Here is an 18,475-nt window from a genome sequence, read left to right as displayed (position 1 = left end):
ATAGGCGAACCAGGCAAACAGTGGATCGTAGCGCCACCGACAATCGCGACGCCGTCGAGCACCAAATCTCTAACGTTTCTTTCGTCGGTCGAAGTTCCGCTCATGGCCCTTCGCGTCATTTCGCTGCCCTGCGGGAATTGGACGCTATCGGCGCATAGCTGACATGGCTGGACTTGCGCTGGCTCGATTCGGCCGCGAATGACCCAAAGCGGTCATGGACCGTTAGACCCGGTATCATGCACCTCACTGAGGCAAGTAACGCCGTCGTCGGTTCGCGCACGTTAACGCATTACGCCCAGCCGAGCGCCTTCATGGCGAGACCTGCGTGCCAGATTTTCTGCATGTGCTTGATCTTGTCGCCATCGAACTGCATGACATAGACATAGTCCGTAGCCACTTTCTTGCCTGTCGGCGGAACCGGTCCGCCGTGGCCGGTATGCGTGGCATGGAAGACGGCATAGGCCGAGACATTGCGCCGCTTCTCGTCGGTGGCAAAGGACACGACCTCATAGTGACCGTCGGGCATGAAGCCAAGCAGACCCTTCATCCAATCACAGTACTGCTGCAGGCTCTTTACGTCGGCGAGCGGCTCGGCTTGCGCGGCGAATGTCGCTTCTGGCGTGCAATAGGCCTTGCACCCCTCCCAGCCCATACCGGTCTCACAGGCGACGAAGAACTTGTCCGCGATTTCGGTGATCAATGCCACGTCAGGAGTCTCCTTTGACAATCAATACCGCTGTTTGATGATCTGCCGAGAGTGGCTGCGCTCCACCTTGGAAGCCTAGCACAACTGAACGCGTCCTCGCAAAAACAGATCTCTATTCGCCCAGCGACAGGCGGCCGAAATTCATGGTGGGCGAGCAGATGCCGCTTACTCTCCCCGCCTAGTGTGCTGAACGCGAAGCTCCTGATATCAGGCGGCTTGCGCCGACAGGAACTTCGCGTTCAAAAGCACACTAGAATCATTAGATTCACTAGTGTCCTTCCGAATCCGAAGTTCGCTCGGATGGTCCCGCTGGCTGTGGCGAACTTCGGATTCGGGACACTAGCCCACTAGCCCATATTGTGCCGGAACAGCAGGTTTCCAGTGTAGCGCTTACCCTGTTACAGTATCACTTATGGAGGACCATCTTAGCAGAGACAATTGATCGAGGAGCCGGAGCAATGAGCACGAGCCCACTACGCGCGGCGGTCGCTGGCGGCGGCTATTGCAAAGCGGGGCCGCCCGAATGATCTCCAACCGCCGCGTCGCCGCGACATTAACGCCATCACCGTAGATGGTGTCACCTTCGACAATAGCATCGCCGAAATTGCCAATGCCTACAGCATCGGACCGAAAAGTGCGAAGCGGTTTTCGGATAATCCGATGCGCAAATCAAAGAGTTAGAGCGCCGGACCGATTCCATGTGAGCGTCCGACGCTGTAGAGGACCCAAAGGCGAACGCCGTCCCGCGGATGTGATCGGCAAGATGAACCGGTAAGCGGCTAAATGACAAAAACGCGAATCCAACGGTAGCTCGAATTGGAGAAAAGCAATGAAGATTGGCATCATCGGAGCCGGGCAGATCGGCGGCACACTAACCCGTCGCTTCACGGCGTTGGGACACGAGGTTTTCGTAGCCAACTCGCGCGGCCCCGAAACGCTCTCCGATCTGGCCGCCGAAACCGGCGCCACTGCCGTATCGGCCCCCGAAGCCGGTCGCGGCGTGGACCTCATCGTGGTCACCATTCCAATGAAGAATATCCCGGACCTCCCAGCCGGTTTGTTCGCCGATACGCCGGAACATGTGGTCGTCGTCGATACTGGCAACTACTACCCGCGCCAACGCGATGGCCGCATCGAAGCGATCGAGGCGGGCATGGCGGAGAGCCAGTGGGTCGCGCAGCAACTGGGTCGCCCGGTGATCAAGGCGTTCAATAACATCTACGCCCGACACCTCCTGGAGATGGGCCGACCTAAAGGCACGACCGGGCGCATCGCTTTGCCTGTTTCCGGTGACGACGAGGCAGCCAAGGCGATCGTGCTGAAGCTCGTCGATGAACTGGGCTTTGACGGCGTCGACGCTGGGGGACTGAAGGAGTCCTGGCGGCAGCAGCCCGGCACGCCAGTCTATGCCAAGGATTTCGACGCAGAAGGTGTGCGGCGTGCTCTGTCCGAAGCCAGCAAAGAGCGCACTCCGGAATGGCGCGGGACGGCAAATAGCCCCGGTAGCTTCACCGCGCCCAATTGAGGCGCCGCCCTGACGCGGTTTGCTGCCGCCTCCGGAAGCCGATGACGCGATTGACCCGGAGCAGACTCGCAATTCCGTGGTCCCGGGTCTAGGATTTCGCGATCGTAACGCCGCGGTTACCTAGGCAACGCCCGATGGAACGCCGCCTTGCTGCTATCCTGGCCGCTGACATAGCGGGCTATAGCCGCCTCATGGGCGGGGACGAGGAAGGCACGCTCAAGACGCTGAACCTCTATCGCAGCGTGATGACCGATCTGATCGCGGAGCATCAAGGGCGCGTCGTCAATACTGTCGGCGACAGCCTGTTGGCCGAATTCGGCAGTGCTGTGCTGGCCGTACGCTCCGCCGTCGCGGTGCAACGGGCGCTCGATCGGCGCAATGCCGATCTTGACGAGGCGCGACGCATGCATTTCCGCATCGGCATCAATGTTGGCGATGTCATGGTCCAGGGTGCGGATATTATGGGCGACGGCGTCAACATCGCCGCTCGTCTGGAGCAGATGGCCGAACCGGGCGGCATCATGGTGTCGGGGACGGTCTGGGAGCAGATCGAAGGAAAGCTCTCATTTCCGTGCAGGTTTGTGGGCGAGCAGACCGCGAAGAATATCGCCCGCCCGGTGCGCACCTACCGGATAGCCTGGGAACAGCCGGACATGGAAGGCGGACGTCTGTGCAGCCCGCCCGCTGCGCCGCCGTCCGACAAGCCATCCATTGCCGTTATCCCTTTTGTCAACATGAGCGGAGACCCCGAGCAGGAATACTTCAGCGACGGCATCACGGACGACATTATCAATGCGCTTTCGCGCTTCCGGACGCTGTTCGTGATAGCCCGGCACTCTTCGTTTCAATTGCGCGACAAAGCCATCGGGACAGTCGAGGCGGCGTGCCGGCTCGGCGCCAGGTACATCGTCGAGGGGAGCCTGCGCAAGCACGATGGTCGAGTCAGAATCAATGTTCAGCTTGTGGACGCAGCCGCCAACAGCAATCTCTGGTCAGACTGCTACGATCGCGAACTGAAGGATGTATTCGCCATTCAAGATGAGGTCACACGGATCATCGTATCACGGCTCGTGGGAAGACTGGAATCTGCGGAGTTGACGCGCGCCCGGCATCGGCCGACAGAAAATCTCCAGGTTTATGAGTGCCTCCATCGCGCCATTTCGCTGATGGGCGCCACCGGCGACAGCAAAAACGAAACAGTTCAAGCGCTGTTGCTAAGGGCGATTTCGCTCGACCCGAACTGCGCCCGCGCCCATGCAGAGTTGACCTTGACCTACGTCTTCGACTGGCTACGCAGCGATGCCCTCGAGGATCTGGACAAGGCGTTTGATGCAGCGAGGGCAGCATTGACCGCCGATGATCAAGACAACCGGGGCCATCTTGCCTTCGGTTTCGCCTGCATGCACCGGCGCCTGTTCCAGCAGGCGCAGGACCATTACGAGCTGGCTTTGGCGCTTAATCCCAATGACTCCGAAGCCATCGCCAATATGGGCGAACTCCTGAATTACAGAGGAAAACCGGAGGAAGCGATCGACTGTATCAAGCAGGCGATGCGTCTCAACCCCTTACATCCGGAATATTATTGGAATGACTTGGCTGGGGCATATTACAATTGTCACCGTTACCGCGATGCCATCGCTGCGCGCCTACGAATGCTGCAGCCGTTTTATGCGCACGACATATGTTTGGCGGCCTGTTACGGCCAACTCGGCGATACCGCCCATGCCAAGCAGCATGCTGAAATAGTTCTAATGAACATCCCGGATTTTTCGGCGCGAGGTTTCGTTGCCGGTGAACCTTTCGAGAGAGAAGCGGATCAATTGCATTTGCTCGAAGGCCTGCACAAGGCGGGACTGCCAAATTGAAGTTTGTGGCGACTTGCGGTTCGGTTCGCACCAGTACCGAATGACCCGGACCGGACTCACATTCAAAGCAGACGTCCGGCGGGAGCCGCCGCGCCGTACGGATCTACTTACCGCGCCCACAGGAAGAGCAGCAGCACCAAGGCCACCGACATGCAGACCACCAGCGCGGTGACAAGGCCTCGACTCGGGCGCGGGCGGTTGTGCGGTGCGGGATCAATCTGCGGAAAATCGGCGCCGGCATGGTTGAAGGCGTCGAAGCGGGAACGCTCGGGGCTGTCCATCGGTTCAACATCCGGTGAGGGTAGATCGGTATGGCAGCGATGTCGGCAGGCGCCTCACACGCCGCCGCCATCTCACCACACAGCGCAGAAACCGCTACATGGTGAGGGCCGAGATTACCAACCAGCCGCCGAGGCGGCAAGCTGAGCTTTCCGTGGCTAGATATTTGCCGAAAGAGCCGCTGGAGCGCCCCGATGACCTGCAATAGTTGGCGGACGGACTGCGCAAGGCGGGCTCCCGGAATGACAGTACTGATGTCCGGAATTGGCCCTAAGGCGACATCCCAGCTACCAAATGCGATGCCCGGTTTTGAGGGGAAAGCTGCCGTATCGCGGACATGGCCATAAGTCCAAGTCTGACCCATAGCGGATCATAGGCTGGGGCACATCAGATCGGCCGTGCCGGATTGCCCACCACACGCACACCGGGAGCCACATCGCGTGTGACGACCGCGCCGGCGCCGACGATAGCACCCTCCCCCACCGTTACGCCCGGCAGAAGGATCGCACCGCCACCTATCCATACATCCTCACCGATGCTCACCGGCAACGCTCGCTCCAAGCCGCGGCGTCGCTCGTCGAGTCCGTGGGCATGGTCGGCGCAGTAGATCTGCACTGCTGGTCCCAGCATCGTCCGCCGTCCGATCCGGACGGGCGCAGTGTCGAGAACAACGCAGTCCGCGTTTATGTACACCCCGTCGCCAAGTGCGAGGTTCCGGCCGTAGGCGACGTGGAAGGGAGCCTCAAGGAAAACCCCCTCACCGATAGCGGCGAAAAGCGCCGCGAGCTCGGGCGCACAGGGACCACGCAGTGCGGGGTCCATGGTGGTGTGACTCCAGCAGGCCTGCCGCGCCGTATCGCGCAGCGCCTCGAGCTCGGGCGTCATGCAGGAATACCAACGTCCGTCGGCCACTTCGGCCAACGCCGCGGGCGGCGGATGGATGGCTGTTATGTGCGCTGTCACTTGGCGGTGACGCGGCCCCCTACCGGGCGGGTTGCTCATGGAGAGACTGTAGCCGAAGAAGATCGCCGCCGGGTACAAATCTCTTCGCTCTGCCGCCGCCGAATTGGAAATGTCCGATTGTGGCCCTAAGGCGACATCCCAGCTATCAATTGCGATGCCCGGTCCTGAGGGGAAAGCTGCCGTACAGCGGACATAGTCATGAAGTCCGAGCCTGACCCACAGTAGACATGATGGGCCTGCCGGCGGTATGGGCACGTGGATCGCCAAGCACTTAGCGCAGCCGTATATTGACACGCTTATCCAGCTAACCGCGGGGGGAGAACAGCCATGACAAATCCAGCCTACGTGCTCGGCCATTCGGCATTCGAGCTGGAACGCTTGGCTCGCCAGGAACGCCTGATCGGACCATCGACACGGGATTACTTCCTAGCTGCCGGCATCGCACCGGGCATGCGGGTGCTCGACGTCGGCAGCGGGACCGGCGTCGTTGCCTTCCTTGCGGCGGAGCTGGTCGGACCGTCTGGAGAAGTGATCGGAACCGACTTGTCGCCAACCGCCGTGGCGAGGGCAAGCGACGCGGCGGTGGCCCGTGCGCTTCGACAGGTGTCTTTCCACGAGGGCAATCCGGCCGAGATGACCTTCGGACGGCCGTTCGATGCCATCGTCGGCCGCTATGTCCTGCTGTTCCAAGCCGACGCGAGCGAGATGCTGCACCGGCTCGCCAAGCAGCTGCGTCCCGGAGGCATCATCGTCTTTCACGAGCCGGATTGGAGCTTCGTACGCTCCGATCCAGTGGCGCCGACCTATGACCGCTCTTGCCGGTGGATCATCCAGTCTTTCGATCGCGCTAACACGAGCACGAATATGAGCGCGAAGCTGCACCGCGCCTTCGTGGGCGCCGGCCTTCCCCCGCCGACTATGCGGATGCAGACCGTCATCGGCGATGCCAACACCGCCGCGGAGTGGTTGCGGGCAGTTGCCGATCTCGCCATCGTGCTGGCGCCAACGATGGAGCGGCAAGGTGTGGCTACCTCGGCCGAAATCGCTAGCGACACTCTCGCCGACCGCATTGTCCAGGAGGTAGCGGCCGGCGGAGGCATCGTTGTCGGTCGCGCTGAGATCGGAGCGTGGGTGCGGATTCAGCCCTAATCCAGTAGGCTACACCAACCGAAGCCACGCTCCTCTAGGCGACAAGCGAGCGAACCTGTGAATGGCAGCTTCTGGCCCCAGGGCGTCATCCCAGCTACCAATTGCGATGTCCGGTTTTGAGGGGAAAGCTGCCGTGCAGCGGACATGGTCATGAAGTCCGAATCTGACCCACAGCGGAAGTGGGCGTGATAGACTCCCTGTCAGGCCCCTCTTACAATCCCACCGGGTAGGATCATCTGCGAAAGCGATCATCCCTATGGCCGAAGGACAAGTTCAGCGCCGACTTGCCGCCATTCTGTCTGCGGACGTGGCCGGCTACAGCCGGCTCATGGAGCAAGACGAGGCGGGCACGCTGGCGGCGTTGAAGGAGCGGCGGAAGGACATTCTCGATCCCCTGGTGGCGGCGCATCACGGTCGTATCGTTAAGCTGATGGGCGATGGGGTGCTGGTGGAATTTGCTAGTGCCGTCAACGCGGTTGCCTGCGCAGTGGAGCTACACAAGCGAATGGCGGCAGCGAGCGACGGTCTACCTGAGGAGCGGCGAATTTTGCTGCGCATTGGCATCAATCTTGGCGATGTGATGGTCGAGGGCGGTGATCTCTACGGCGACGGCGTCAATATAGCGGCGCGTCTGGAGAAGCTGGCGGACCCGGGCGGCATCTGCGTTACCGGCAAGGTGCATGACGAGGTGCGCCGCAAGCTTGACCTCGTATTCGAGGACGCAGGCGAGCAAACGCTGAAGAACATGACCGAACCGGTCCGCATTTATCGGAGCGGGGGTGAGCGGGGCCGAGCGCCCGCGACACAGCAGGCGCCTTCGCCGGAGAAGCCTTCGATTGCAGTATTACCTTTCGTCAACATGAGCAGCGATCCGGATCAGGAGTACTTCAGCGACGGTATCACGGAAGACATCATCACCGAGTTATCGCGCTTCCATTCGCTATTCGTCATTGCGCGTAACTCCTCATTTCAATACCGGGGCAAGGCCGTCGATATGCGACGGATCGGGCAAGAGCTGGGCGTGCACTACGTCGTCGAGGGCAGCGTTCGCCGGGCAGGCGACCGCGTGCGCATCACGGCGCAGCTGCTCGAGTGCGAAACTGGCACCCATTTGTGGGCGGAGCGTTACGACCGCGCTCTCGACGACATTTTTGCGGTGCAGGAAGAGATTACACGAGCGATCGTGTCGGGATTGCCCCGAATGCTCGGCGAGGCGCAGATAGAGCGTAAGAGACGCAAACCGACCGATCACCTCAGCGCGTACGATTTCGTGTTGCGCGGAGAGTGGCACGTGAGTCACGGTGATGCCACGGGTAATCCACAGGCTTTGGCCATGTTCGAGCAGGCGCTTGCCATCGATCCCGATTGTGCGCGTGCCCACGCCAATATCGCCTATCAGTACGCTTACAACGTCTTTCTGACGGGGATAAGGAACGACAAGGTTTTGCAACACGCGCGCAAACACGCCGAGCGCGCGCTAGCGCTGGACGACGACGACGCAACCGCGCACGAGATTGCAGCATTTGTGTACATTATGGCGGGAGAGCTCGAGCTTGCCGAGAGTCATGCCGCGAGGGGGGTGATGCTCAATCCGAACGATCGGCACGCTGTCGGCATGCGTGGTACAGTCGCCAACTTTCTCGGCGATGCGCAGCTCGGAATCGAATGGCTCTTGAGGGCGCGGCGCCTGGATCCCCGCTCCTTCGATGCAGGCCGCGAACCATTGATCGAAGCCTACTACGCGTCCCACCAGTACGCGGCGGCGATCGACGAGTTCAAGCAGTGGCGCCGGCCGCCGGCTGGCATGTGGCTAGTGGCGGCAGCCTGTCATGCGCAGCTCGGTCGCATGGATGAATCGCGCGCGGCCTTGCGACGCTTCGAAACTGAGCGACCGCATGAATTCAATTTTGCCGAATCCGTGGCCGCTCAGGTTGGAATGTACAAGCGGCAGGAAGACCGCGACCATTGGCTAGATGGCTATCGCAAGGCGGGGCTGCCGATATGAGGATGAGCCTTCGCTCGGTCCGCAACTCTTCACACTGCAATTGAAAATTTGAAATCGTGAGTCCGCCCGTACTAACGGCCTCGGTTGCTCCTGGCCCATCGCGTCATTTCGCTGCGCTGCGGAATTTGGCCGCTATCGGGGAATAGCGGACATGGTTGGACTTACTGCTCGCTCAGCCCGGTCGCTTATGACCCAAACCGGAAGTCCGCCCTGATAGACTCCACGACGGGGTACCCATACAATCTGGGCCACTGCGAGTTCCGAGGACGAATCGCTCCGCATGGCCGAAGAACGCGTCCAACGGCGCCTTGCCGTCATCCTCGCCGCTGACGTCGTCGGCTTTAGCCGGTTGATGGAGCGGGACGAGACCGCCACGCTTGCCGTGCTCAAGGACCGCCGCAAGAAAGTGTTGGAACCCTTGGTCACGCGCCATCAGGGACGGGTCTTCAAGGTTGCCGGCGATGGCGTGCTGGTCCAGTTCGGCAGTGCGGTCGATGCCGTGCAATGCGCCATCGACCTGCAGCAGGAGATGGCGAGCGCATCCGCCGACTTGCCAGAAGATAGCCGTATTGTCCTGCGCATCGGCATCAATCTCGGTGACGTTATGGTCGAAGGCAACGATCTCTACGGCGATGGGGTCAATATAGCGGCCAGGCTGGAGCAGATGGCGGATCCAGGGGGCATCCTCGTAGCTGGTACTGCCTACGATCAGGTCAAGAACAAGATCAAATCGAGCTTTGAGGACGTCGGTGCCCAGAACCTGAAAAACATCCAGGAGCCGGTGCGGCTCTACCGCGTCGTCGGCACGCCACAAATCGCCCGCGCGGCAGCGGTGGCTCCGACCGACAAACCCTCGGTCGCCGTTCTCCCGTTCACCAATATGAGCGACGATCCCCAGCAAGAATATTTTGCCGATGGGATAACCGAAGACATCACTACGGACCTAAGCAAGGTTTCGGCACTCTTCGTTATCGCGCGCAATACGGCGCTCACGTTCAAGGGTAAGAGCGAGGACGTTCCACAGATCGCGAGACAACTCAAGGTCAGCAATATTTTGCAGGGCAGCGTGCGCAAGGCGGGTGGCCGGGTAAGGATTACCGCGCAGCTGGTTGATGGAAGGAGCGGTGGACACATCTGGGCAGAGCGGTTTGACCGAGAACTCAACAACATCTTCTCGCTTCAGGACGAGATATCCGAGGCTATTGTGAATGCATTGCAGCTCAAACTGTTGCCTGAAGAAAAGAAGGCCATCGGGCAACGCGGAACGGACAATGTCGAGGCCTACAATCTCTATTTAATGGCACGCCAGAGCTATATCGTCGACAATGAAGGTGACGAGAAGTCGGCGGAAGCGATTATCCGCCTCTGTCGCAGGGCCACGGGAATTGACCCAAACTATACCCTCGCCTGGACGCTTATGGCGCTGGGGCAAACGAAATTGCGCAACACAAGAGGAGGAAGCGGTGATGACGGTTTGGCGGCTGCAGAGCGGGCACTTGTGCTTGAGCCCAATCTGCCTGAAGCTCATGCCGTAAAAGCCAGAATCTTGGCCGAAGAGGGCCGAACGGATGAAGCATCGGTCGAGATAGCGATCGCTCTTCGCCTGGATCCCGAATCTTACGAGGTCAACAGATCGGCTGGCCTATTGAACTATAGACAGCATCGAATTGGGGACTCTATTCCCTATTGGGAAAGAGCAGTGCGGCTTATGGAGTCTGATATCAATTCTGTGGCCATGCTGATCAGCTCCTATAACTCCATCGGAGACGCCGAAGGTGTCCGGCGCGCGGCGCATATTGCGCTCACGCGTGCCGAAAAGGTGTTGGCGCGGGATCAGAACAATGGCGCGGTAGTGAGCTACAGCGCATATGCTCTAGCTGCGCTTGGTGAGGCCGAGCGCGCAAAGGAGCGAATGGACCGCGTATTGCTGATTGAGCCCGACAATTTAAGTAGGCGCTACAATTTTGCTTGTGCCCTCACAGTATATTTGAACGACACGGACTCGGCGATCGAGTTTCTGGGCCCCGTCTTCGCAAAGATCGCCGCTGGCTTCCTCAAACACGGCAAGGCTGATCCTGACCTTGATCCGCTTCGCGATGACGCACGCTTCAGAGAGATGGTCGCCGCTGCCGAGGAGCGTTTGGGGCAGCGTGGGGCGGGTCTGCAAAAATAGCGGCACGCAGGATTAGCACTACAGTCGCCGGTTGTCCGAGCATCGTCTTGTAGGAGGTTAGATTTGAAGGTCAGCTCATGGCCCTAAGGCGACATCCCAGCTACCAAATGCGATGCCTGGTTTTGAGGGGAAAGCTGCCCTGCAGCGAACATGATCATGAAGTCCGAATCTGACCCATAAGAGACTTAAGCCGAATCGCAATCCCGAAGTCCGATGAACCTTCCATTGCTGCGCTAACTTTCGGTCTGGAAGCCGACAGCGCCCCAAAGGTCTGTTCACCCTGACCATGCGTGGTCACCTGCTAATCCCCATTCGCTCCTGCAGAATTATGGATCAAACCGGCTTCGATGTTTTCAGCCATGTGCCGAAGCGGTCCATCGCTTCGGCGAGCTTCGCGGGATCGCGCAGGAAACACATGCGCAAAAATCCCTCGCCACCCGGTCCGAAGGTGCCGCCGGGCGCCAGGCCGATGCCGGCCTCGTCGATAATGCGAAAAGTGGTGGCGAGCGAGTCCGTCATGCCGTCGAGCGCGAAGAACATATAGAAGGCGCCCCTGGGCAGCTCGAAGCGGATCTGCGGATGCTGGCGCAAGGCGGCGGCCACGAGATCGCGATTGGAGCGCGCCTTCGCCACCTGCGCGGCGATGATCCTCGCCCTCGTCGAGCGCCACGGCGCAGCCCTGCTGCAGAAAGGCGGCCGTGCCCGAGGTGTTGTATTGGATGATGCGCTCGATGGCGGGCCCTACCGCTTTCGGCGCCTGCAGCCAGCCGACCCGCCAACCGGTCATTGCCCAATTCTTGGAGAAGGTGTTGGCGAGCAGGAGCCGCTCCTCGGTGTCGCAAATATCGAGGAAGGAGGGCGCCCGGGTCTCGCCCTTCGCGCCATAATAGAACCGCGCATAGACCTCGTCGCCGACGATCCACAGTCCGCGCTTGCGGCATTCATCGCGCACCGCCTTCAGCTCATCGAGGCTCGCCGTCCAGCCCACCGGATTGGACGGCGAATTGAGCACGATCGCCTTGCTGCGCGGTGTGATCGCCGCGAAGAGCCTGTCGAGATCGAGATGCCAGCGGCCATTGGCGAAATCGAGCGCCACCTCGACGGGCCTGGCGCCCGCGAGCCGCATGGGACCGGCATAATTCGGCCAGGCGGGGGTGGGCAGAATGATCTCGTCACCTGCGGCGGCGATCATTTGCAGGATGGTCTGGATCGCCTGCATGCCGCCACCGGTGACGAAGAAGGTCTCCGCCTCGAATACCCGGCCATAATGGCGCGTGTGGTAACGCGCCAAGGCTTCGCGCAAGGGCGGGATGCCACGTTGCCAGGTATAGAAGGTCTCGCCCCTGAGCAGGCTCTCGATCGCCGGACGGCAGAAGGCTTCCGGCGTCGGCACATTGCCTTCGCCCGACCAGAGCGGAATGACGCCGGGCCGTCCGATGCCGTGATTGACCGCCGCCATGATGCCTGAATCGGGCTCGTCGCGGCTGGCAGGTGTGATGGAGGAGAGAAGCGCGCCGGCGGAATGCGGGGTCATACGAAATGTGTCTCGACCAAAAAGAACCCGGGTGACGAGCACCCGGGTCCCGGGAGGGATTGTCTGTGGAATCTATTTCTTCTTCGCCGCCTGCGGGTTGTTCACCAGCGCGTCGCGGATCTCGCCCAGGAGCTTCTCGGTGGGCGTGGGCGCCGGCGGCGGCGCGGCCTGCTCGGCCTTGCGCACCCGGTTCGAGACCTTCACCAGCTGGAACAGGATGAAGGCGACGATCAGGAAGTTGACCAGAGCGGTCAGGAAGCTGCCATAGGCGAGGACCGGGCCCTGATCCTTGGCGGCCGCCAAGGTGGTCGCGTTCACTTTCGAGGACAGGCCGAAGAAGTAGTTGTTGAAATCAAGGCTGCCGAAGGCCCCGATGATCGGCATGATCAGGTCATCAACGATCGACGACACGATCTTGCTGAAGGCGGCGCCGATGATCACGCCCACCGCCAGATCAAAGGCGTTGCCCTTGAGGGCGAAACTCTTGAATTCCTGCCACATGCTCATCCCACTTGCCTTTCATGAAACGCCGGTTGCCCCGGCCCCCAAACGAAGAATTTGTACCTCAGTCACACATTGGTTGAAAGCCATGGCCGCATATAGCCAGAGCATATCCCGCTAAAGTTGCAGACTTTGGCGATGAGGATTTGCTCCAACATATTGATTTGGCGCGAATCCTTTTCGGCGAAGTGATTCCACTTCGCCGGGATGCGCGCAAAAGCGTGATGGCTTTAGGACGAGTCCCCATCACGCTTCATCTTCTTGTTTGCGCATGATCTTTCCGGAAAACCGCTTCGCACTTTTCCGGATCATGCTCTAAAGTGCGGCAAAAGTGACCTGGGGTCCGATGTTCCATAGCTGGACCGTATTATTCGTGGGCCTCGCTTATGTCGGCCTGCTGTTCGCGGTGGCAAGCTTCGGCGACCGCCAGGCGCGTGGGCGCGCGCCCGGAACGCCGCGGCCCTTCATCTATGCGCTGTCGCTCGGCGTCTATTGTACCTCCTGGACCTATTTCGGCAGCGTCGGCGTCGCCTCGCGCTCCGGCCTCGATTTCCTGCCCATCTATATCGGCCCCATTCTGGTGTTCGTGGTCGGCTGGAAACTGCTGCAGACGATCGTCGACATCTCGAAGCGCCAGAACATCACCTCGATCGCCGATTTCATGTCGGCGCGCTACGGCAAGAACGAGATATTGGGCGCCATCGTCGCCCTCATCGCCGCGGTCGGCATCATCCCCTATATCTCCATACAGCTCAAAGCGGTGTCCTTCGCCCTCGAAACCATGATGGCGATGCCCGGCTGGTCGACGGCGGGTGGCGTTCTCCTGCCGATCACCGAGGACATCGCCTTCTTCGTCACCGTCGCCATGGCCGCCTTCGCCATGCTGTTCGGCACCCGCCATATCGACACGACCGAGCATCAGGACGGGCTGATGATGGCGATCGCGGTGGAATCGGTGGTCAAGCTCTTCGCCTTCGTCGCGGCCGGCCTGTTCATCACCTTCGTGATGATGGGCGGCCCCGCCGCCCTCATCGATCAGGTGCGCCAGACGCCCGATATCGCCGCCCTCTTCAGCAAGGGCTTCGCCGGCGGCTCCTGGCTCACCCAGACGCTGCTCGCCATGATCGCCATCATGCTGCTGCCGCGCCAGTTCCACGTCACCGTCGTGGAGAATGCCAATTCCGGCGATATCAGGCGCGCCGCCTGGCTGTTCCCGCTCTATCTCGTCGCCATCAACATCTTCGTCGTGCCGATCGCCATTGCCGGCCTCATTCTGTTCAAGCCGGGCGTCACCGATGGCGATACCTTCGTCCTGGCGCTGCCGGTGCTGGCCGGCAGCCCGACCTTCGCACTCATCGCCTTTCTGGGCGGCCTGTCGGCGGCGACGGCCATGGTGATCGTGGAAGCCGTGGCGCTGTCGATCATGGTCTGCAACAATCTGGTGATGCCGATCATGCTGCGCCGGCGCATGGAGCGGGCGCAGATCCATCACGACATGGGATCGGTGCTGATCACGATCAGGCGCATCGCCATCGCGGTCATCCTGCTCCTCGCCTACAGCTACTACCGCATGATCGGCTCGACCGCGGCGCTGGCCCAGATCGGCCTCATCTCCTTCGCCGCGGTGGCGCAGTTCGCACCGGCCTTTTTCGGCGGGCTCGTCTGGAAGCGCGGCACCGCCCGCGGCGCCATGGCCGGCGTCACCGCCGGCTTCGCACTTTGGGCCTATACGCTGTTTCTTCCCTCTTTCGCCGATGCCGGCTGGATCGACCGGAGCCTCATCACCGACGGACCGTTCGGCATCGGCCTGTTCCGCCCGCGCATGCTGTTCAATCTCGGCTTCGACCCCCTGACCCATGGCGTCATCTGGAGCCTCCTCGTCAACAGCGCCGTCTATGTCGCGGTGTCGTTGCTCAGAGCACCATCGCCGATCGAGCGGATGCAGGCGGCCGTCTTCGTCACCCGCGACATTCCCCTTGGCGCCGCACCCGGCTTCCGCCTGTGGCGCACCGCGGTGACGGTAGGCGACGTCGAGGCGACCGTGGCACGCTATCTCGGCGCCGAGCGGACCTCGCGTGCCTTCGCCGAAGCCGCCGCACATCGCCAGATTCCGCATGATCCCAAGGCGGAAGCCGATATCCGCATGCTGCGCCTCGCCGAACATCTTTTGGCAAGCGCGGTCGGCACGGCCTCCTCACGCCTGGTGATGGCGCTCCTGCTCGAGCGCCACTCCAAAAATCCGCGCGGCGCCATGAAGCTTCTCGACGACGCTTCGGCCGCCATACAATACAACCGCGACATCCTGCAGTCGGCGATCGACAATGTCGGCCAGGGCATCGCGGTGTTCGACAGCGAAGGCAAGCTCGTCTGCTGGAACGAGCGCTTCTGCAGCCTGCTGGCGCTGCCCACCGATCTGAGCCGCATCGGCACGCCGCTCGAGGAAGTGATCGATGTGATGTTGCGCGCCCAGTCCGTCGAGCCCGCCCGCCTGCCGCAGATGCGGCTCGACCGGATGAGCCGGATCACCGCGACGCATGAACCCTTGATCGAGAATCTCGGCCATCGCGGCGTGGTGCTCGAGCTTCATGCCAGCAGGATGCCGGAAGACGGTGGTTATGTGGTGACCTTCACCGACATCACCCAGTCGGTGCAGGCGGCGGAGGCGCTGAAGCGCGCCAATGAGACGCTGGAGCGTCGCGTCGAGGAGCGCACGGCGGAGCTGACCCGGCTCAATACGGAACTGGCGCGCGCCAAGTCGGAGGCCGAGGCCGCCAATCTCGGCAAGACCAAGTTCATCGCGGCGGCGAGCCACGACATCCTGCAGCCGCTCAATGCGGCGCGCCTCTTCACCGCCAGCCTGGTCGAGCGCAAGGTGCGTGGCGAAAGCGGCGAACTGGTGCGCAATGTCGATGCCTCGCTGGGCGCCGTCGAGGACATATTGTCGGCACTGCTCGACATATCGCGTCTCGATGCCGGCGCGCTCAAGCCCGAACCCACCATCTTCCTGATCGATGACCTGCTCAAGGCGCTCAAGCTCGAATTCGCGCCCGCCGCCCTCGAGCGCGGGCTCAGCCTGACGGTCGTCCCGTCTTCGCTGGCGGTGAATACCGACCGCAAGCTTCTGCGCCGCGTGCTGCAGAATCTCGTCTCCAATGCCATCAAATATACGCGCAGCGGCCGTGTCCCTGATGGGCTGCCGCCGCACCGGGGACGGCTTGCGGATCGAAGTGCACGATTCAGGGCCCGGCATCGCCGAGCATGATCAGACAGTGATCTTCCAGGAGTTCGAGCGCCTTGGCCAGGACAAGGGCGTCGAGCCGGGCCTCGGTCTCGGCCTCTCGATCGTCGAGCGCATCGGCCGGATGCTCGAGCATCCGATCCACCTGATCTCGCGGCCGGGGCGCGGCTCGTGCTTCGCGATCACGGTGCCGCTGGCGTCCCGCCATGAGCTGGTGCAGAAGCGTCCGCGCGCCGTTTCCCGCCTGCATAACCGTGTCGGCGGGCTCACCATTTTCGTCGTCGACAACGAGCCGCAGATCCTGGATGCCATGCAGGCGCTGCTCGGCGGCTGGGAGGCGCGCGTCATCACCGCGCGCAGCGCCGCCGAAGCGCTCGACCGTTTCGCGGCGGAAGCGGAGGCGGTCGACGTCATCCTCGCCGATTATCATCTCCACCGGGACGACGGGCTCATCCTGATCGAGCGCCTGCGCGAGATCGCCGGGCGACCGGTGCCGGCGATCCTGATCACCGCCGACCGTTCGCGCCTTGTCCAGGAACGCGCGGCGGAACAGAGCGTTCAATATCTGCGCAAGCCGGTGAAGCCGGCGGCATTGCGCGCCACGTTGGCGCAATTCGCCGCCCAGGCCCAGGCGGCGGAATGATTATCCGGCGGCCGCGTGGCCTTCACCGTCGATGCGGGCCGCGGCGATGACCGCCTGGGTGCGGCTGCCGACATCGAGCTTCTGCAATATGGCCGAGACATGCGCCTTGATGGTGGCTTCTGAGACGCCGAGCTGGAAGGCAATCTGCTTGTTGAGAAGCCCTTCCTTCAGCATCATGAGGACGCGCATCTGCTGCGTCGTCAGCGTGGCGACACGCTGCGCCAGGGCATCGCCCTCGCGGTCCGCCGCGCTGACGGCATCGAGCCCCTCGGGGGCCCAGATACCTCCTTCCAGAATGGCGGCGATCGCCCGGCGCATCTCCTCGACGGCGAGCGATTTCGGGATGAAGCCGGAGGCGCCGAGATCGAGGGCGCGGCGAATGATATGGGGTTCGTCGCTCGCCGAGACGATGGCGATCGGAATTGCGGGATACTGGGCGCGCAGGAACATGAGGCCGGATAGCCCCTGGACGCCCGGCATCTTGAGATCGAGCAGGATCAGATCGACGTCGCTGTCACGATCGAGGTGGGCCGTCACGGCATCGAGCGTGCCCGCTTCATCGAGCTTGATGCCCTTGAAAGCCCCGCTCAAGGCCTGTTTCAATGCGACGCGAAACAATGGATGATCATCGACGATGATGACCCTATAAACTGGCATTCCGCCCCATCCTCCCTTAACCGGCCAGTTGCGCTGGCCTTCTCTGTTTTCCGCAATCTATCGCTTCACCTCCCAAAGGCCAAGGCTTGCCGCATGAACGCCCACAGACTGCTTTATCCCGAAACAGAGCCCTATCGCACCGGCAGGCTGAAGGTCTCCGCCTTGCACGAGATCTATTATGAGGAGTGCGGAAATCCGTCAGGCAAACCGGTCGTGGTGTTGCATGGCGGACCCGGTGGCGGCATCGTGCCTTTCCTACGCCGCTTCCACAATCCGCAGGCCTATCGCATCATTCTGTTCGATCAGCGCGGCTGCGGGAAATCGACACCCTTCGGCGAGCTGCGCGAGAACACGACCTGGGATCTCGTCGCCGACATGGAGGTCCTGCGCGCATTTCTCGGCATCGAGCGCTGGCAGGTGCTGGGCGGCTCCTGGGGATCGACGCTGGCCCTTGTCTATGCCGAGACCCATCCGGAGCGGGTCAGCGAGCTCATCCTGCGCAGCGTCTTCCTTTTGCGTCAGGCCGAGCTACGCTGGTTCTATCAGGACGGTGCCAGCTGGCTCTTTCCCGATGCCTTTGAGGCCTATCAGGCGCCCATCCCGGAAGCCGAGCGGCACGACATGATCGCCGCCTATCACAATCGGCTCACCGGGGACGACGCGGCGACGCTCGGCGCCTGCGCCCGCGCCTGGAGCGTGTGGGAGAGCACCTGCCTTTCGCTGCTGCCCAACAAGGAGCGCATCCTGCAGGCTGCCGACGACCGCTTTGCCTATGCCTTCGCCCGCATCGAATGCCACTACTTCATGAATCGCGGCTTCTTCCGCGAGGATGGGCAAGCGTTGAAGGAGGCGTGGCGCGTGAAGGACATTCCGGGCGCCATCATCCAGGGCCGCTACGATGTCGTGACGCCCGTGGCGAGTGCATGGGCGCTGCATAAAGCCTGGCCGAAAGCGCGTTTCGAGCTCGTCACCGAGGCCGGACATACGGGCACGGAGCCGGCGCTTGCGTCGTCGCTCGTTAACGTTACGGACGCCTATAGTTGAATATTCAACCAATTGTCCTTGGTCCCGACGCGAATATGCCCGATGTTTGCCACAGTCTCACCCCGATGTGACCACGAACGGAGATCAACCTGCTCTCTGATCCAGCGGGGGATCATCGGCTATTCATGTGCCAAGGGAAGGGGGGCTTCCCATCTGAGATCCTTCGCATTTACGAGTTGGCGCGCGCGGCTCC

At 61.7% G+C, this 18,475-nt stretch carries 13 protein-coding genes and 2 pseudogenes; 8 read left to right on the top strand and 7 right to left on the bottom strand.

Features of this window, described 5'->3' with window-relative positions:
* Positions 1–289 precede the first annotated feature (289 nt).
* Together G5V57_RS15480 and G5V57_RS35255 are read right to left on the bottom strand one after the other, a co-directional pair.
* A complete protein-coding gene (locus G5V57_RS15480; protein WP_165168436.1) occupies positions 290–706 on the bottom strand; it encodes an ester cyclase in 417 nt (138 codons plus the stop codon).
* A 513-nt stretch (positions 707–1,219) separates the two neighbouring features.
* A pseudogene (locus G5V57_RS35255) lies at positions 1,220–1,324 on the bottom strand (adenylate/guanylate cyclase domain-containing protein); the annotation flags it as partial.
* A gap of 211 nt (positions 1,325–1,535) precedes the next feature.
* Between G5V57_RS35255 and G5V57_RS15475 the strand changes: the two are divergent.
* Both G5V57_RS15475 and G5V57_RS15470 read left to right on the top strand, forming a co-directional pair.
* Entirely contained in the window at positions 1,536–2,231 is a 696-nt protein-coding gene (locus tag G5V57_RS15475) for an NADPH-dependent F420 reductase (RefSeq protein WP_165168434.1), read from the top strand.
* Positions 2,232–2,365: 134 nt separating this feature from the next.
* Positions 2,366–4,096: an adenylate/guanylate cyclase domain-containing protein gene (locus G5V57_RS15470; RefSeq protein ID WP_165168432.1), complete on the top strand. Its 1,731-nt coding sequence runs from the start codon at positions 2,366–2,368 to the stop codon at positions 4,094–4,096.
* A 107-nt stretch (positions 4,097–4,203) separates the two neighbouring features.
* Here the strand turns inward: G5V57_RS15470 and G5V57_RS15465 are convergent, their stop codons facing one another.
* A complete protein-coding gene (locus G5V57_RS15465) occupies positions 4,204–4,377 on the bottom strand; it encodes a hypothetical protein (RefSeq protein WP_165168430.1) in 174 nt (57 codons plus the stop codon).
* A 385-nt stretch (positions 4,378–4,762) separates the two neighbouring features.
* Positions 4,763–5,260: a sugar O-acetyltransferase gene (locus G5V57_RS15460; protein ID WP_246737638.1), complete on the bottom strand. Its 498-nt coding sequence runs from the start codon at positions 5,258–5,260 to the stop codon at positions 4,763–4,765.
* A 405-nt stretch (positions 5,261–5,665) separates the two neighbouring features.
* On the opposite strand from G5V57_RS15460, the gene G5V57_RS15455 reads away from it, so the two are divergent.
* The 3 genes from G5V57_RS15455 (at position 5,666) to G5V57_RS15445 (ending at position 10,665) form a co-directional block, all read left to right on the top strand.
* Positions 5,666–6,487 (top strand): trans-aconitate 2-methyltransferase, encoded by an 822-nt coding sequence (locus G5V57_RS15455; protein WP_165168428.1) that lies wholly within the window; start codon positions 5,666–5,668, stop codon positions 6,485–6,487.
* A 256-nt stretch (positions 6,488–6,743) separates the two neighbouring features.
* Entirely contained in the window at positions 6,744–8,492 is a 1,749-nt protein-coding gene (locus G5V57_RS15450; RefSeq protein WP_165168427.1) for an adenylate/guanylate cyclase domain-containing protein, read from the top strand.
* Positions 8,493–8,772: 280 nt separating this feature from the next.
* Positions 8,773–10,665 (top strand): adenylate/guanylate cyclase domain-containing protein, encoded by a 1,893-nt coding sequence (locus G5V57_RS15445; RefSeq protein ID WP_165168425.1) that lies wholly within the window; start codon positions 8,773–8,775, stop codon positions 10,663–10,665.
* Positions 10,666–10,998: 333 nt separating this feature from the next.
* Here the strand turns inward: G5V57_RS15445 and G5V57_RS15440 are convergent.
* Both G5V57_RS15440 and mscL read right to left on the bottom strand, forming a co-directional pair.
* Positions 10,999–12,199: pseudogene (locus G5V57_RS15440) on the bottom strand (pyridoxal phosphate-dependent aminotransferase).
* A gap of 72 nt (positions 12,200–12,271) precedes the next feature.
* Entirely contained in the window at positions 12,272–12,700 is a 429-nt protein-coding gene (gene mscL, locus G5V57_RS15435) for a large conductance mechanosensitive channel protein MscL (protein ID WP_165174133.1), read from the bottom strand.
* Between the two features lie 331 nt (positions 12,701–13,031).
* Here mscL and G5V57_RS15430 point away from each other — a divergent pair, with 331 nt between their 5' ends.
* Together G5V57_RS15430 and G5V57_RS35250 are read left to right on the top strand one after the other, a co-directional pair.
* Positions 13,032–15,962: a PAS-domain containing protein gene (locus G5V57_RS15430; protein ID WP_371744791.1), complete on the top strand. Its 2,931-nt coding sequence runs from the start codon at positions 13,032–13,034 to the stop codon at positions 15,960–15,962.
* Positions 15,928–16,581 (top strand): hybrid sensor histidine kinase/response regulator, encoded by a 654-nt coding sequence (locus tag G5V57_RS35250; RefSeq protein WP_371744790.1) that lies wholly within the window; start codon positions 15,928–15,930, stop codon positions 16,579–16,581. The genes G5V57_RS15430 and G5V57_RS35250 overlap by 35 nt, the downstream gene beginning before the upstream one ends.
* Here the strand turns inward: G5V57_RS35250 and G5V57_RS15425 are convergent, their stop codons facing one another.
* A complete protein-coding gene (locus tag G5V57_RS15425) occupies positions 16,582–17,238 on the bottom strand; it encodes a response regulator transcription factor (protein ID WP_165168423.1) in 657 nt (218 codons plus the stop codon).
* Between the two features lie 93 nt (positions 17,239–17,331).
* On the opposite strand from G5V57_RS15425, the gene pip reads away from it, so the two are divergent.
* A complete protein-coding gene (pip, locus tag G5V57_RS15420) occupies positions 17,332–18,282 on the top strand; it encodes a prolyl aminopeptidase (protein ID WP_165168421.1) in 951 nt (316 codons plus the stop codon).
* The last annotated feature ends 193 nt before the right edge of the window (positions 18,283–18,475 follow it).

This window comes from Nordella sp. HKS 07, assembly GCF_011046735.1.
Classification (GTDB): domain Bacteria; phylum Pseudomonadota; class Alphaproteobacteria; order Rhizobiales; family Aestuariivirgaceae; genus Taklimakanibacter.
This window is presented reverse-complemented; position numbering and strand designations above follow the sequence as displayed.